Origin of the sequence: Thiomicrospira pelophila DSM 1534 (assembly GCF_000711195.1) — a bacterium.
In the GTDB taxonomy this organism is placed as follows: Bacteria; Pseudomonadota; Gammaproteobacteria; order Thiomicrospirales; family Thiomicrospiraceae; genus Thiomicrospira; species Thiomicrospira pelophila.
Map to the genome: position 1 here is coordinate 1,030,229 of NZ_JOMR01000001.1, position 14,336 is coordinate 1,044,564.

Annotated in this window: 14 protein-coding genes; 11 read left to right on the forward strand and 3 right to left on the reverse strand. The window is 45.2% G+C overall.

Translation table 11 applies throughout. The annotated features are described in order from the left end of the window. The first annotated feature begins 143 nt into the window (after positions 1-143). From N746_RS0104960 to minE, 7 genes are all read left to right on the forward strand, one after another. On the forward strand, positions 144-392 hold the full coding sequence (locus N746_RS0104960; RefSeq protein ID WP_211245124.1) for a helix-turn-helix transcriptional regulator: 249 nt from the start codon (positions 144-146) through the stop codon (positions 390-392). 27 nt (positions 393-419) lie between these two features. Continuing rightward, a complete protein-coding gene (locus N746_RS0104965) occupies positions 420-1,622 on the forward strand; it encodes a type II toxin-antitoxin system HipA family toxin (protein ID WP_051678521.1) in 1,203 nt (400 codons plus the stop codon). A 17-nt stretch (positions 1,623-1,639) separates the two neighbouring features. Continuing rightward, positions 1,640-2,536, forward strand: a complete 897-nt coding sequence (locus N746_RS0104970; RefSeq protein ID WP_029934457.1) for a DMT family transporter — start codon at positions 1,640-1,642, stop codon at positions 2,534-2,536. Between the two features lie 59 nt (positions 2,537-2,595). After that, complete coding sequence (locus N746_RS0104975; protein ID WP_029934458.1) at positions 2,596-3,171, forward strand: YqiA/YcfP family alpha/beta fold hydrolase; 576 nt, start codon at positions 2,596-2,598, stop codon at positions 3,169-3,171. A 43-nt stretch (positions 3,172-3,214) separates the two neighbouring features. Then, a complete protein-coding gene (minC, locus tag N746_RS0104980; RefSeq protein ID WP_029934459.1) occupies positions 3,215-3,898 on the forward strand; it encodes a septum site-determining protein MinC in 684 nt (227 codons plus the stop codon). Between the two features lie 79 nt (positions 3,899-3,977). After that, positions 3,978-4,790 (forward strand): septum site-determining protein MinD, encoded by an 813-nt coding sequence (minD, locus tag N746_RS0104985; RefSeq protein WP_029934461.1) that lies wholly within the window; start codon positions 3,978-3,980, stop codon positions 4,788-4,790. A gap of 2 nt (positions 4,791-4,792) precedes the next feature. Then, on the forward strand, positions 4,793-5,053 hold the full coding sequence (gene minE, locus N746_RS0104990; protein ID WP_029934463.1) for a cell division topological specificity factor MinE: 261 nt from the start codon (positions 4,793-4,795) through the stop codon (positions 5,051-5,053). A 105-nt stretch (positions 5,054-5,158) separates the two neighbouring features. Here the strand turns inward: minE and N746_RS0104995 are convergent, their stop codons facing one another. After that, entirely contained in the window at positions 5,159-5,797 is a 639-nt protein-coding gene (locus N746_RS0104995) for a CsiV family protein (RefSeq protein ID WP_051678522.1), read from the reverse strand. A 7-nt stretch (positions 5,798-5,804) separates the two neighbouring features. Next, positions 5,805-9,329, reverse strand: a complete 3,525-nt coding sequence (gene mfd / locus N746_RS0105000; protein WP_081836030.1) for a transcription-repair coupling factor — start codon at positions 9,327-9,329, stop codon at positions 5,805-5,807. Positions 9,330-9,441: 112 nt separating this feature from the next. Between mfd and N746_RS0105005 the strand changes: the two genes are divergently transcribed. From N746_RS0105005 to N746_RS0105020, 4 genes are read left to right on the forward strand one after another with little or no spacing between them, the layout of a single operon-like run. Continuing rightward, positions 9,442-10,080: a trimeric intracellular cation channel family protein gene (locus tag N746_RS0105005; RefSeq protein ID WP_029934467.1), complete on the forward strand. Its 639-nt coding sequence runs from the start codon at positions 9,442-9,444 to the stop codon at positions 10,078-10,080. A 20-nt stretch (positions 10,081-10,100) separates the two neighbouring features. Further along, entirely contained in the window at positions 10,101-11,354 is a 1,254-nt protein-coding gene (locus N746_RS0105010) for a lipoprotein-releasing ABC transporter permease subunit (RefSeq protein WP_029934473.1), read from the forward strand. Further along, on the forward strand, positions 11,347-12,063 hold the full coding sequence (gene lolD, locus N746_RS0105015) for a lipoprotein-releasing ABC transporter ATP-binding protein LolD (RefSeq protein ID WP_029934475.1): 717 nt from the start codon (positions 11,347-11,349) through the stop codon (positions 12,061-12,063). Before N746_RS0105010 ends, lolD begins: the two co-directional genes overlap by 8 nt. A 6-nt stretch (positions 12,064-12,069) precedes the next feature. Then, positions 12,070-14,010, forward strand: a complete 1,941-nt coding sequence (locus tag N746_RS0105020) for an ABC-F family ATP-binding cassette domain-containing protein (protein WP_029934477.1) — start codon at positions 12,070-12,072, stop codon at positions 14,008-14,010. Positions 14,011-14,081: 71 nt separating this feature from the next. Here the strand turns inward: N746_RS0105020 and N746_RS0105025 are convergent, their stop codons facing one another. After that, positions 14,082-14,300 carry a YgaP family membrane protein gene (locus N746_RS0105025; RefSeq protein WP_029934479.1) on the reverse strand — a complete coding sequence of 73 codons (219 nt, stop codon included), beginning with the start codon at positions 14,298-14,300 and terminating at the stop codon, positions 14,082-14,084. Between the last annotated feature and the right edge of the window lie 36 nt (positions 14,301-14,336).

Consider the following 14,336-nt stretch of genomic DNA (forward strand, 5'->3'; position numbering starts at 1 on the left):
TAAGGTTAGAAATTTTCAATTAAAGTAGCGGTAGTCCAACCAGGCCTGGTTTCTTTCATAAATTTATTCCCGTTCGGTAAAATATTATTTTATTAATGTCATAACTGGGTTATTATTCCCGAAAGGGATTAATTTAGGTTTTTATGATGGATTATGTAAAAAACAACCCGTTCGGTAATGTTGAAAGCTTACAGGATTCGAGTCAGCTTGGCTTAAGGGTGCGTGAAAAACGTAAAGCGGATGGTCTGACTCAGCAGGACTTAGCCGCCATTGCGAATGTCGGAGTGCGGTTTGTGTCGGAACTTGAGAACGGTAAACCGAGTGTGCAGCTGGATTCTGTTTTGGCGGTTTTGCATGCGTTAGGCTTGCAGCTTATGTTATCGGATAGATAGTTAGATAATGGGTAGGTAGTGGTCGTCATGCAAACTTTGTATGTTTTTTATAAAAGCGCTTTGGTTGGTCAGTTGGTTAAAACGGCGGCTCGCCATATGCAGTTTACCTATGACCAGGCCTGGTTGGACTCTGAGGAGGCGTTTGCGCTGTCTATTAGCTTGCCTTTAGGAAACCAGCCGTTTGAGCACGCTGAAACGTTTTTTGCCAATGTACTGCCTGAAGGGGATGTAAGAAGCGCTTTGTGCCGAAAATTGGGACTGTCTGCTAAAAATGATTTTGGTCTGCTAGCGGAAATTGGCGGTGAGGTGGCGGGTGCGATTTCGATTTACGATACACCTGTTTTGCCAAAATACGAAAGCCAACAAATTGCTTTGAGATTGAGCGATTTGGCCGAGGTGTTACAACAGGTTGGCCGCACACCGTTTAAACCCTTAAAAGGTGAAATGCGTTTATCTTTGGCGGGTGCGCAGAATAAACTGCCGATTATTAAACAGGATGATAAAGCACCATGGACGTTTGCTTTGCCTTTGTCACCGGATATCGCGACTACACATATTATTAAACTCGCTAATCTGCATTTTGATGACTTGGTGATGAATGAGTTGACCTGCATGAGATTAGCCAAAGCGGTGGGCTTGAATGTGGCTGAGGTGGATTTGTTGCCGGTTGAAGGCCAGATGCATTTGCTGGTGACACGTTATGACCGGATGCAGGGTGAGCGTTTGCATCAGGAAGATTTTTGCCAAGCGTTAGCGATAGATGCGGAAAATAAATATGAATCAGAAGGCGGCCCAACTTTAAAACAATGTGCTGAACTGATTCGCGCTTACAGTCACCGACCTGCGGCGGATATTTTACAGTTGGTGCGCTGGGTGCTTTTTAATATTTTGATTGGTAACCGGGATGCGCATGGTAAAAATATCGCTTTTTTATATGCGCCAAAATGTGAGTTAGCGCCGTTTTATGATTTGTTGTCTACCCAGTGTTATGAAGGGTTAAGTGACAAATTTAGTATGAAGCTGGGTGGGGAAAATCGTTTAGATTGGTTGCAAAAACGCCACTTTGATCGGTTTGCTGAGGCGATAGGCGTGAAGGTTGGCTTGCTTGAGAAAGAGCTAGCAAAGCTTATTAAGTCGGTTGAGCAGAATGCAGAAATATTGGGCAGCTTTGTGCGTTTGAAACCGGTGATTGAGGGTAACATCAAACGCTTAAAAAAGTCTGTTGGTTAAGAAGTTAATGAGATTTTATGAGTTTTAAGTTTTCGACTGAGCGCAAGGGCGAGGCGTCGGTATTAAGTTTGACCTTAATCGAGGCTTGGTTTCCTATTTTGTCGATTGGGTTGGTGGCGAGTTTGGGTGCGTTAAGCACTTATGCGTTGGCGACGTTTTTGGCTTCGTTGGTGTTTATTGGTTTGTTGGCGTTAAACGGGCGTTTGGGACGTTTATGGCAGAACCGTGCGCAGTTTGATCTTTGGATGACGGCGTTTTGGATTACTTTGTTATTTAGCTTGGTGTTTTTAGGTTTGCAAACCACGACGGCCGGTAATATGGCGGTGATTTTGTTTTTGCAGGTTTTGTTTGCTTATCTTTATTTTCATGTTTTAGGGCGTCAGCCGTTATCGCTGTTTCATAGTCTGGGCGCGCTATTAATGATGATAGGCGCGATTTTGGTGTTGTTTCCCGAAGACTTTAAGTTAAATATAGGCGATGCTTTGGTGTTGTTGGCAGCGATGGTGGCACCGATTGCGAATCGGTTTCAGCAGCGCGCGCGTTTACATGTGGATAGTTTAACCTTGTTGGGGTTTCGTAATCTGGTGGCGTTTCCGGTTCTGCTGGGGCTGGCCTGGTGGTTGGAAGGTTTACCGGATTGGTCGGCTATTCAGGCCGTTTGGTTGCCTTTGTTAATCGTTGGGGTGCTGATATTGGGATTAAGCAAGTGGCTTTGGGTAGAGGCGCTGCACCGTATTTCGATTACTAAAACCAGTGCTTTGGCGGCGATGACGCCTTTGTTTACCTTGGTGTTGGCGTATTTTTGGTTGGCGGAGTTGCCTACCTGGTCACAAATGTTGGGTGTGATTCCGATTTTAATTGGCGGCATTTTAATTACACGCCCGGCTTTACCGCCCGCTGTGCCACAAGAATAAGTGCGGATGGTTTTTTGCGCTCTTTATATGGTTAATTATAAAAACGAATTGTTGGTTTTATGCTGATATACATTCACGGCTATGGCTCAAATGGCTTAAGCGAAAAAGCACGTCATTATCAAAAACTGTTTGAGGGTGAGGCGTTTTTGACGCCTAGCTTATCCACCGAATCTCGTTTAGCCGTTCATACTTTAGAGAATATTATTCAGGCCGTTGGACATCATGAGAAGGTTGGCTTAATTGGTTCATCTTTAGGCGGTTATTTTGCGATTTATTTAGCGAATAAATACAAGTTACCGGCGGTGTTAATTAACCCAGCGATTCCGCCTTGGGATCAGCAATCGGTGTTGGACGGTGAAAATCGACCAAACATGCCGCAAAGCTTTAGTTGGCAAGCGGCGCATTTAGAGCGTTTGTCGGCCTATCGGGTAGAAAGTCCGAGCCAATCTTTGCAACAACGATTGTTGTTATTGCAGCAGCTTGATGATGAGGTGTTGGATGCAAAATTAGCGTTGGATTATTTGCCTCAAGCGCCACAAATCGTTACATCTGGTGGGGGGCATCGGTTCCGTGGTATTGAACAATATGATCAAAGTGTTTTGGATTTTTTCGCTAAATTCTTAAAGGCGGATTAATGGTAGAATACTGTCTATTTAAAGCTTTTTTTGGATTGAGATTATGAGCAAAGCGGTGGCCTTAAAAGGGTCGGTTTTATCCTTATCCGTGTTAAAAGTTTACAGCGATGATATTGCGTTGGTTAAAAGCCAGTTAGAACAAAGTATTACTCAAGCGCCCGATTTTTTTAACGGGTTACCAGTGGTGATCGAGCCAGAGGCAGACGGATTTGAACCGACCTTTTTAGCCTTGTTGGTGGATTTTTTGCATCAACATCAAATGGTGCCGATTGGGGTAAGAACCTCTCAGGCGGCGATTCGTGAACAAGCTCAGTATGCAGGCCTGGCGGTGTTTGAGCCAGTTGCTAACGCGGCAGATGAAGCGCCAAAATCTTCATCGGCGAATTCATCCGCTGATCAGGGAGCTTTGGTGGTTGAGGGTGCGATTCGCTCTGGCCGCCAGGTGTATGCGCAAGGCCGTGATTTAATTGTGAAAGGTACGGTTAACCCTGGTGCCGAAGTGGTCGCCGATGGTCATGTGCATATTTACGGATCGGTTAAAGGTAAGGTGTTTGCGGGCAGCGCAGGCTATACTCAGGCACGTATTTATGCACATAACTTGGATGCAGAAATGGTCTGTATTGCAGGAATGTATCAAATGTCGGAAGATATTAAGCCTGAATATAAGCAGGGCTGGATCGAGGTTAGTCTGCATGGCGACCGATTAGTTTTTAATAAGCTGGCGTAGTTTTTATTGTTTTAATGCCAGTTGTATTTATTATTCATTATAATGTTTTATATATTTATGAGCTTCAAAAGGAGTCAATGTGGCACGAGTCATCGTAATAACATCAGGTAAGGGTGGCGTGGGCAAAACCACGACCAGTGCAAGTTTTTCAGCCGGTTTAGCGCTTAAAGGGTTTAAAGTCGCGGTGATTGATTTTGATGTGGGTTTACGTAATTTAGACCTGATTATGGGTTGCGAGCGCCGTGTCGTGTATGACTTTGTGAACGTTGTGCAAGGCGAAGCGAGCCTTAAGCAAGCTTTAATCAAAGACAAAAAAACGCCGAACCTATTTATTTTGGCCGCCTCTCAAACCCGCGATAAAGACGCGTTGACCTTGGAAGGCGTAGGCAAGGTTATTGATGATCTGAAAGCGGATGGGTTTGACTATATTATTTGCGATTCGCCAGCTGGGATTGAAAAGGGCGCACAACTGGCTTTGTATTATGCGGATGAAGCGATTATTGTCACAAACCCTGAAGTGTCTTCGGTTCGAGATTCTGACCGTATTTTGGGGATTTTGCAGGCTAAATCGAAACGTGCTATTGATGGCGAAACGCCGGTCGTTGAGCACCTAATTTTGACACGTTATAACCCAAGTCGTGTGGCGGCGGGTGAAATGCTGGCGATGCAAGATGTGGTTGAGCTGTTGAGTGTAGATTTGTTGGGTGTTGTACCCGAGTCGGAAGAGGTTTTACAGGCTTCAAACGCGGGTATTCCGGTGATTCTGAATGAAGACACCAATGCTTCGGAAGCTTATAAAGATATTGTAGATCGCTTTTTGGGTGAAGAAAAACCCCAGCGTTTTTTAACCGTTGAGCATAAAAGCCTATTTAAGAAACTGTTTGGGAAGTAGATATGGCATTACTAGACTATTTATTAGGGCAGAACAAAAAGCCGTCTGCCATGCAAGCTCGCGATCGGTTGCAGATATTGCTAGCCCATGAGCGTTTGCAAGCTAAAGCACCAGACTATCTGCCACAATTGCGTGAAGAGATTTTGCAGGTGATTGCCAAATACGTGGATATTGATGATGAAAACTTGCAGATTTCGTTAGATGAAGAAAACGGGTTTGAAGTATTAGAGTTGAATTTAATCCTGCCGGACTCTAAAAAATAAATAACGCTAAATTATTTAAGTGATCATTTAAGTTATTGTTTGAGATACAAAAAAACCACCAGGCCTGGTGGTTTTTTTGTATCTAAGTCGGTGAACTTGTGGTGTTTATTTAACCCGGTCTACCTTAATTAATACACCAAAAATAGGGTGGTCAAGATAATGGATTTCGCCAAAACGAACACGGCGAGATTCGTTGATTTGAAAACGCCAACCTTCGGTGATCCAGTCAATGTCTAAATGCTGATGCTCTGTAAAACGCTCTAACACCGCTTGCGGGATTTGGCGGTCAATCTCTAGGTTAACTTGAACGTGAGGGAAGCGTTCTTGATACATGCGAATGGTGCCAAACAAGATGCTCGATTCTAGGCGTCTTTGTTGAACAAACTGGTCAACTAAAACAGGCAAAGCTTCTTCTCTTGATAAGGCATTTTGACGCCAGGCAAAGTGTGCGAGCACGTCATAACCTTTTTCGGTGGTCATCTTTTCGACTTCTTCGTTCAGCGTGAAAGACTCCGCTGTTAGAAGTCGAGCATAGCCATCTTCGGCATTAAACTGGGTGGCGTTTTCCGTATCCGGTAATGCCAAAATATCCGGCCAGTATTCTTCCGTCCAACCACGCAATGCGAGCGACTGGAATACGATCACCTCAATTTGAACTTTCGGTGGCGCTTTTTCGTCTTCGGCTGAGACTTGGAAGGGTAACCAACTAATCAAACTGGTTAAGGCTATAACAAGTAGTTTCATGAATGAGTTAACCTTTATTTTTTGCTTTGGCTGGTTTAACGGCTTTTGGCTGTGTGTCGTTAGGGTTGGCGGCGGCATTATCCGGTGCCAGGCTTTCTAACGTAAACTGAATAACCTGAGTGCGCAAACCTATCTCAGGCATTGTATCGAAAACTTTTAATTCCGTCTGACCTTTTAGCTTGTAGCGTTTAGGGTGCGTTTGAATTAATTGAATCAATTTGCCCGGGTCAATGTTGGGCCGAGCACTAAATTGAATGCGACATTCGGTTTGGCCGGCGTCAATTTTTTTGATGCCCAAAGGTTCGGCCATGAGTTTAATGCGGGTGGCATCAAACAGGTTTTTGACTTGTTGTGGCAATAAACCAAATCGATCAATCATTTCAATTTCAAGTTCATGCAGCGCTGGTTCGTCTTCGGCGCTGGCGATGCGTTTGTAAAACACTAAACGCGAGTGAATATCGGGCAGATAGTCTTCTGGAATTAAGGCCGCAAAACCTAAGTCCACCTCGCAGCCAGTTTCTAGCGGCGCATTAAGCTCAGGCTGTTTGCCGGATCTTAGCGCTTTAACCGCGCGTTCTAATAGTTCACTGTAGAGGCCAAAGCCGACTTCGTGAATCTGACCGGATTGGCCTTCACCCAGCAATTCACCAGCGCCCCTAATTTCTAGGTCGTGACTGGCGAGCATAAAGCCTGCACCTAAGGTATCGTGTTTGGCGATGGCGTCGAGTCGTTTGTGGGCGTCATCGGTAATCATGGCTTTGTCGCCGGTAAATAGGTAGGCGTAAGCACGATGATGGGATCGACCTACACGGCCACGCAATTGGTGTAACTGGGCTAAACCAAACTTGTCAGCGCGGTGGATGATAATGGTGTTGGCGGTCGGTACGTCAATACCCGTTTCAATAATGGTGGTACAAACCAAAATATTGAATCGACGGTGGTAGAAATCTTGCATGACTCTTTCCAAATCACGTTCATGCATTTGACCATGTGCAATCCCAACGCGGGCTTCCGGTATTAATAAGGCAATCTCTTCGGCCATGCGTTCAATTTTATCGACCTGATTAAACAGTAGATAAACTTGGCCACCGCGCCTTAATTCACGTAAACAAGCTTCGCGAACCGTATCTTCATTCCATTCTTGCACAAAAGTTTGTACAGCTAAGCGTTTGGCCGGCGGGGTGGCGATAATGGATAGGTCGCGTAAGTCGTTCATCGCCATATTAAGGGTACGCGGAATAGGGGTGGCCGTCATGGTGAGCACATCGACTTCGGCACGCAGTTTTTTAAGTTGTTCTTTTTGGCGTACGCCAAATCGATGTTCTTCGTCGATAATAATTAAACCCAAATTGGCAAACTGCACATCTTTTTGGATGAGTTTATGGGTGCCGATAATAATGTCGACTTTATTGTCGGCCAAGTCCTGCAAAATACCGGCTTGTTCTTTGGCGGTCTGGAAGCGTGATAAAACCTCGATCCGCACCGGCCAATCGGCAAAACGGTTTTTGAAGTTTTCAAAGTGTTGGTTAGCTAGTAGGGTGGTTGGCACTAAAACTGACACTTGTTTGCCAGCATAAGCGGCGACAAAGGCGGCGCGCATGGCGACTTCGGTTTTACCAAAGCCGACATCCCCACATACTAACCGATCCATCGGGCGTGGGCTTTGCATGTCGTGCAATACGGCTTCGATGGTTTGTTGTTGATCGTCGGTTTCTTCAAACGGAAAACCGGCGCAAAACTGGCTATAGGCGTCTTGGGTTAGGGTGTAGGCATAACCCGATTTGGCTTCGCGTTGTGCATAGATGTCGAGCAGCTCGGCCGCCACATCGCGCACTTTTTCGGCAGCCTTGCGTTTTGCTTTGTCCCACTTGTCGGTGCCCAATTTATGCAGGGGCGCGGTTTCGGCACTGGCACCGGTATAACGACTGATTAAATGTAAAGAGGTAACCGGCACATAGAGTTTGTCGTGACCAGCATATTCAATCATCAGAAATTCGCGATTTTCGCCATGCAGATTGATGTGTTCTAACCCAAGGTAGCGACCGACCCCGTGATCCAAATGCACAATTGGGCTGCCAACTTCGAGTTCGACTAGGTGGGTAATCGCTTGATCGAATTCGTTGTGTTTGGTTTTACGTCGGCGTTTTTGCGCTACGGTTTGACCCAGTAAAGCCGATTCAGCAATCAAACTGAATTGTGATGTATGTATTGATTCTTGCAGTGGTGCAACCACCAGGCCTGGTGCTTTTAGGTCAGTATGGGTTTTTTCCAATTCCAACCAGTTATTAAAGGTTTTAGGATGAACTTGATGTTTACCAAGCAGGTTAAGTAGCGTTTCGCGCCGACCTAAGCTTTCAGCACTAAACGCAATTCGGCCTTCGTAGCGATCCAAAAAGGCCTTGAGTTTAGCCATCGGGTAATCGGAATGGTTTTGTACGCTCAGGTCGGGCAGTACAAGCGTATCAAACCGAGTCGTTAACTTGGTTTGATCGTCATGCGCGTGTAGGCTGATGCGATGGTATTGTTTGAGCTGGCTTAAGGTGTCGCTGACATTCAAAATTAACCGATCAGGCGCTAACAAGGGGTAATCCGGGTTATGGCGACCAATTTCGTAACGTTCGTTAAAGTCGTGCCAGTTTTGTTCAATCGCGTCTTCTAGGTTAGATTGGTCAAAAAACAAGGTGTCGTCTGGGAAGTAATCGAACAAGGTGGCGCTTTGTTCGTGAAAGAGTGGCAGGTAATATTCCAGACCACCGATATTTTCACCGTCGCTGACTTTTTTATAAATGCTGCTTTGGCGTGATTCTGCGCCAAACACCTCGCGGAATGCATGACGAAATTGAGTTATGCCTTTTTCGGTAAAGTCATATTCTTTTGCGGGTAAAAGTTCAATACGACCCATCTGGTCAATCGTGCGCTGGTTATCCGCATCGAAACGGCGGATCGACTCGATTTCGTCATCAAATAAGTCTAATCGATACGGCTGTTTGCTGCCCATTGGGAATAAGTCGATAAGCGCGCCACGAATTGCAAATTCACCGTGCTCCATGACTTGACTGACACGTTGATAGCCGTGACTTTCTAACTGTTCCGCAAAGTTCGACATGTCTAGGGTCTGGCCGGTTTCTAACAGGAGCGTGTGTTGCTGAATATAAGCCGATGGCGCGAGTTTTTGTAGTAAGGTATTGACCGGAATCACTAGCAAACCTTGCTGGGTGTTAGGTAGCTCGTAGAGGGTTTTTAAGCGTTCGGAAATAATGTCTTGGTGTGGCGAAAACCGATCATAAGGCAAGGTTTCCCATTCTGGAAACTGCAAGAGTTTGAAGTCTTTGGGCACAAAAAACCGTAATAGGTCAACCATGTCATTGGCTCGTGCGCTGTCGGCACATAATACGACTACCAGGCCTGGTGCTTGTTTAGCTTGCTTGGCAATAGCGAGCGCTTGCTCACTTAAGTTGAGTGGTCCCCAGTGTGAACGTGTCGCTTTCAGTGGGATGGATTCAAATTCGAGTAAGGAAATGGGATGGCTCATGCCGCTTGATTGATTCCGCTGATAAAAAAATCTTATTCTACCTAATAATGGGGCGTAAAAAAGCGGGTTTTTGCCAGCGTTTTTGTTTGGGCGCGAGTATAATTGCGCCACTATGACATTTTTAAACGCCATTTATTATTTAGACTTATTAGGCACGGTGGTATTTGCGATCACCGGCTTGCTGGCGGCTAGCCGTAAACAGCTGGATTTATTCGGTGCGATAGTGCTTGCTATGGTGACGGCGGTGGGTGGCGGCACTTTGCGTGATTTGATTTTGGACGTGCCGGTTTTTTGGACCCAGCAAACCATTTATATTTATATGATTGTGACTTCTGCTGTGTTTATGTTTATTTATGCACGTTATTACGATGTGCCGGTTCGTTTGATATTGATCTTGGATGCGCTTGGGTTGGCCGTGTTTACCGTGATCGGGGCGCAAAAGGCCTTTGAGCTTGGCTTTAGTGATCCGATTGTTATTATGACCGGTGTGATGACAGGTGTGGTCGGCGGCGTGATTCGTGATGTATTGGCCGGTGAAGTACCGCTGATTTTCCGTAAAGAAATTTATGCCACCGCTTCCTTTTTAGGGGCGAGTGTTTTAGTGTTAGGTTTTCATTATTTACCGAGTCGAGAATTAGCGAGTATATTGGCTATCGTTTTGGTGTTTGGCTTGCGTGTATTGGCGATTCAAAAAAATTACAGTTTACCGGTGTTTGCACCGTCAAATCGATCAGAGAATCGGTCAGAATAAACAATAACTAATGGGTGATTATGTTTAAACTTCCTTTCGAATGGCTGTTGGGTTTGCGTTATATACGCGCCAAACGCCGCAATGGCTTTATCTCGTTTATTTCTATGTCGTCAATGATTGGTATTGGTTTGGGGGTGATGGCCTTGATAACCGTAATGTCGATTATGAATGGTTTTCAGCATGAACTGCGTGAACGTATTTTAGGCATGACGGCGCACATGACTTTGTCTGAAAGTTATCAACGTTTAGGTGATTGGAAGGAGATTTACGATATTAGCAAACAGCACCCATTAGTGGTGGGCGCGGCGCCTAATATTGAAGAGCAAGGCATGCTCACCAATAATGATCGCGTTAAGGGTGTCATGGTGCGCGGTATTTTGCCGGAGCTTGAAAGCCAAGTGTCCACGCTTGAAGACAATATGCTAATTGGTTCATTAAACAGTTTGAAAACCGGTGAGTTTGGCATCGTATTGGGATTTGACTTGGCGCAGAATTTAGCGGTCACCGTGGGAGATCGCATTACCTTAATTGCACCGCAAGGTAGCGTGTCGCCAGTGGGCGTGTTGCCGCGTATTAAACGTTTAACGGTGGTGGGTTTGTTTGAAGCGGGTATGTATGAATATGATTCGGGCATGGCGTTTTTGCATTTAGACGATGCGGCCAAAATTTTTAAGTATCGGGATGGTGAGGTCAGCGGTTTGCAACTTCGTTTAAGCGATTTGTTTCAAGTACATCAGGTCCGAAACGATTATGTTGAGTTATTGGAAGGGCAATATTCAGTTCGAGACTGGACCCAACAACATGCGAACTTTTTTAAAGCCATTCAGATGGAAAAACGCATGATGTTTATCGTGTTGGCCCTGATTATTATGGTGGCGGCGTTTAACATTGTTTCTACCATGGTGATGGTGGTGACCGATAAACAAAAAGACATCGCGGTGTTGCGTACTATTGGTGCGTCGCCCATGAGTGTGCAAGCCATTTTTATGATTCAAGGTTTAGTGATTGGCATTATTGGTGCGCTATTAGGCTTGTTGGGTGGGGTGGCCTTATCGCTGAATATTGATGTGATTATTCCGTTTATTGAGCAATTATTTGGTTTCCAGTTTTTCCCGGCGGATGTGTATTACATCAGTGAAGTGCCTTCTAAGCTAGAGTGGTCGGATGTGTGGGCCGTATCCGGTTTAGCTTTTGTGTTGACCTTGTTGGCTACTTTATACCCGGCCTGGCGAGCTTCTCGCATTCAACCAGCGGAGGCATTGCGTTATGAGTAATCTACACACAAACTCAGTTGAGAAAAATATTATCCTACAAGCTAATAATTTGGGCAAAACTTATCGAGATGGACTCATCAATACCGAAGTGTTGCAGGGTGTTGATTTGGTGTTACATGCACGAGAGCGTAAAGCCATAGTCGGGGCCTCCGGTTCGGGTAAAAGTACTTTGTTGCATTTGTTAGCCGGGCTGGATAAACCGACCACGGGCGAAGTGAAACTGGCTGGTCAAGATTTTTCGAATTTATCAGAAACCAAGCGCGGTATTCTGCGTAACCAAAATATGGGTTTTGTGTATCAATTCCATTATTTACTCGCCGAATTGACCGCGCTAGAGAATGTTATGTTGCCATTAAGAGTGGCGCGCCAATCGGCTTCAACCGCCGAAAAACAAGCGATTGGGCTTCTCAAACAAGTTGGATTAGGGCATCGTTTGCATCATAAACCGGCTGAGTTGTCTGGCGGTGAGCGTCAGCGTGTCGCGATTGCCCGTGCCTTAATCACCAGGCCTGGTTGTATTCTGGCCGACGAACCAACGGGTAATTTGGATTCTAAATCGGCCGAGCAGGTATTTGATTTAATGTTGTCCTTGAATGATGAGTTTGATACGGCATTATTAGTGGTGACACATGACCTAGATTTAGCGGCTCAAATTGGCGAGACCATCACTTTGGTCGATGGTCGAATTCTTCAGCCCGCTGCAGTTTAACGCGTTATGCTATCGATTCAATCTGTGAGTTTGTATGCGGGTGTTAAGTGCTTACTGCAAAACGCAAGTTTAACCCTGAACCCGGGCCAAAAAGTCGGCTTAATCGGTCGTAACGGCGTCGGGAAGTCCACCTTATTTAAAGCCATCTTGGGGCAAGTCAGTTTGGATGCGGGCACGATTGGTTTGCCGGCGGGTTGGCAGGTTGGTTATGTCGAGCAGTCTGAAGTGACCGAGCAACTCAGCGCGCTGGATTATGTCACTTCTGGCGATACGCTGTACTTCCAGTTAATTACGGATCTGAAACAGGCCGAACAGCAAAATGACCAGGCTGCGATGGTGCGTTTGCATGACCATCTGGATCATATTCAGGCCTACGAAATACCGCAAAAAGCGCAGCAACTTTTATACGGTCTGGGGTTTGAGAAAGCCGACTTTGAGCAGTTGGTTACTCAGTTTTCTGGTGGCTGGCAGGTGCGTTTAAAATTGGCGAAAGCTTTAATGCAGCGTTCGGATTTATTGTTATTGGATGAGCCGACTAACCATTTAGACATTGAAGCGGTGGCATGGCTAGAACAGTGGTTGGCGCAATATCCGGGTGCGGTGTTGTTGATTTCGCATGATCGACATTTTTTAGACAAGGTGGTTAACGGTATTGCCTTGATGGAAGATCAGCGTATTCAGCTTTATACCGGCAATTTTGCGTCCTACGAACGTCAGCGCAGTATGCAGTTAATGCAGCAGCAAGCCCTGCATGACAAGCAAAAACAACGTATGCAGCACCTTAAAACCTTTATCACCCGATTTAAAGCCAAAGCCAGTAAAGCCAAACAAGCCCAAAGCCGAGTCAAAGCTTTAGAGCGAATGGAAGAAGTGGCGGCTTTGCAAGCCACCAATCCGTTTCGTTTTGAATTCATGAACCCAGATCATGTACCTGACCCGATGATGCGTATTGAACAGGTCAGTTTTGCTTACGATAAAAAAGTTGTGTTAGACAAGGTTGATTTGGTGCTCAGAGCCGGGGACCGAATTGGTTTAGTCGGTATAAACGGTAGCGGCAAAACCACTTTCTTGAAACTGATTGTGGATGAACTTAAGCCGGATCAAGGCAAGATTATAAATAGCAAAGGTTTGAAGATTGGCTATTTTGCCCAGCATCAGGTTGAATCGTTAGATTTAGACAAAACTCCATTGCAAACGATGTTAAAGCACTTTCCAGAGCTGTCAGATCAGCAGGCGCGTGACTTTTTGGGAGGGTTTGGTTTTAGTCATGAACAAGCTTTGTCACCCGTTAAACAGTTTTCGGGGGGAGAAAAAGCGCGTTTATCTTTGGCTTTGATTGTGTATTTAAAGCCTAACTTAATCATTTTGGATGAACCGACCAACCACTTAGACATGGATTCCCGCGACGCTTTAGATGAGGCATTGCAGAGTTTTGAGGGCGCGCTGATTGTGGTATCGCATGACCGACATTTGTTAGCGGGGATTGTGGATCAATATTGGTGGGTGCATAACGCAAATGTAAACTTGTTTCACGGTGATTTGGATGCGTATTTACAGCAGCGTTTAACCTTGTTGAAACAACAGAAACAAGAAGAAAATAAGGTTACTGAGGGAGCTGGAGGTGCAAGTGAAAGCTCACAAAACAAGCGCGAACAACGTCAACAAACGGCTCTGTTACGTAAGCAGATTCAGGACGCTACTCGATCTCAGCGTAAGCGAATTGACGTGTTGGATAAACAGTTGGCAAAGCTACAGACTTCCTTGGAAGAGGTGCTCGCGCAATTAGCCGATGATGCGATTTATGATGTGGAGCAATCTGAAAAGTTAGCTGAGTTATTAAAACAGCAAGTCGAATATCAAACTAATTTGGATGATGTAGAAACCGAATGGTTGATGTTGCAAGAAGAGGTTGAAACAATCAGCAAATCATTTCAAATGAATGACTGAGTGATGCGGATTAGTTAGAGGGATTTAAAGAGCCGGTGACCGGACTAGGTCACCGGCTAAGACAAGGTTAATTACTTAACCGGATCTTTTAAGAAAGGTGAGCCGTGCTTCAATCCAAATTTCTTTAGGATCATCACCATCGGGCAAAAACGCGTTAAGCTTGAAACAATTAAGTTTAAACCAACGAATGCGGTTAATAAGAACCAGGCCTGACCAACCCAAGTACCCAGTGCCAAACTGATTAACACAACACTACCTGCAACAAATAATACGACTCTTTCAATATTCATACTCGTTTCCTTTTAACTAAATCGAATGGAAAATAA

Bases quoted from the DNA above. Each gene is read 5' to 3' on its own strand.
- N746_RS0104995 (WP_051678522.1), bottom strand. From the start codon at position 5,797: ATGAAACTACTTGTTATAGCCTTAACCAGTTTGATTAGTTGGTTACCC.
- N746_RS0104975 (WP_029934458.1), top strand. From the start codon at position 2,596: ATGCTGATATACATTCACGGCTATGGCTCAAATGGCTTAAGCGAAAAA.
- minC (WP_029934459.1), top strand. From the start codon at position 3,215: ATGAGCAAAGCGGTGGCCTTAAAAGGGTCGGTTTTATCCTTATCCGTG.
- minE (WP_029934463.1), top strand. From the start codon at position 4,793: ATGGCATTACTAGACTATTTATTAGGGCAGAACAAAAAGCCGTCTGCC.
- mfd (WP_081836030.1), bottom strand. From the start codon at position 9,329: ATGAGCCATCCCATTTCCTTACTCGAATTTGAATCCATCCCACTGAAA.
- N746_RS0105025 (WP_029934479.1), bottom strand. From the start codon at position 14,300: ATGAATATTGAAAGAGTCGTATTATTTGTTGCAGGTAGTGTTGTGTTA.
- N746_RS0104970 (WP_029934457.1), top strand. From the start codon at position 1,640: ATGAGTTTTAAGTTTTCGACTGAGCGCAAGGGCGAGGCGTCGGTATTA.
- N746_RS0105020 (WP_029934477.1), top strand. From the start codon at position 12,070: ATGCTATCGATTCAATCTGTGAGTTTGTATGCGGGTGTTAAGTGCTTA.
- N746_RS0105005 (WP_029934467.1), top strand. From the start codon at position 9,442: ATGACATTTTTAAACGCCATTTATTATTTAGACTTATTAGGCACGGTG.
- N746_RS0105010 (WP_029934473.1), top strand. From the start codon at position 10,101: ATGTTTAAACTTCCTTTCGAATGGCTGTTGGGTTTGCGTTATATACGC.
- lolD (WP_029934475.1), top strand. From the start codon at position 11,347: ATGAGTAATCTACACACAAACTCAGTTGAGAAAAATATTATCCTACAA.
- N746_RS0104960 (WP_211245124.1), top strand. From the start codon at position 144: ATGATGGATTATGTAAAAAACAACCCGTTCGGTAATGTTGAAAGCTTA.
- N746_RS0104965 (WP_051678521.1), top strand. From the start codon at position 420: ATGCAAACTTTGTATGTTTTTTATAAAAGCGCTTTGGTTGGTCAGTTG.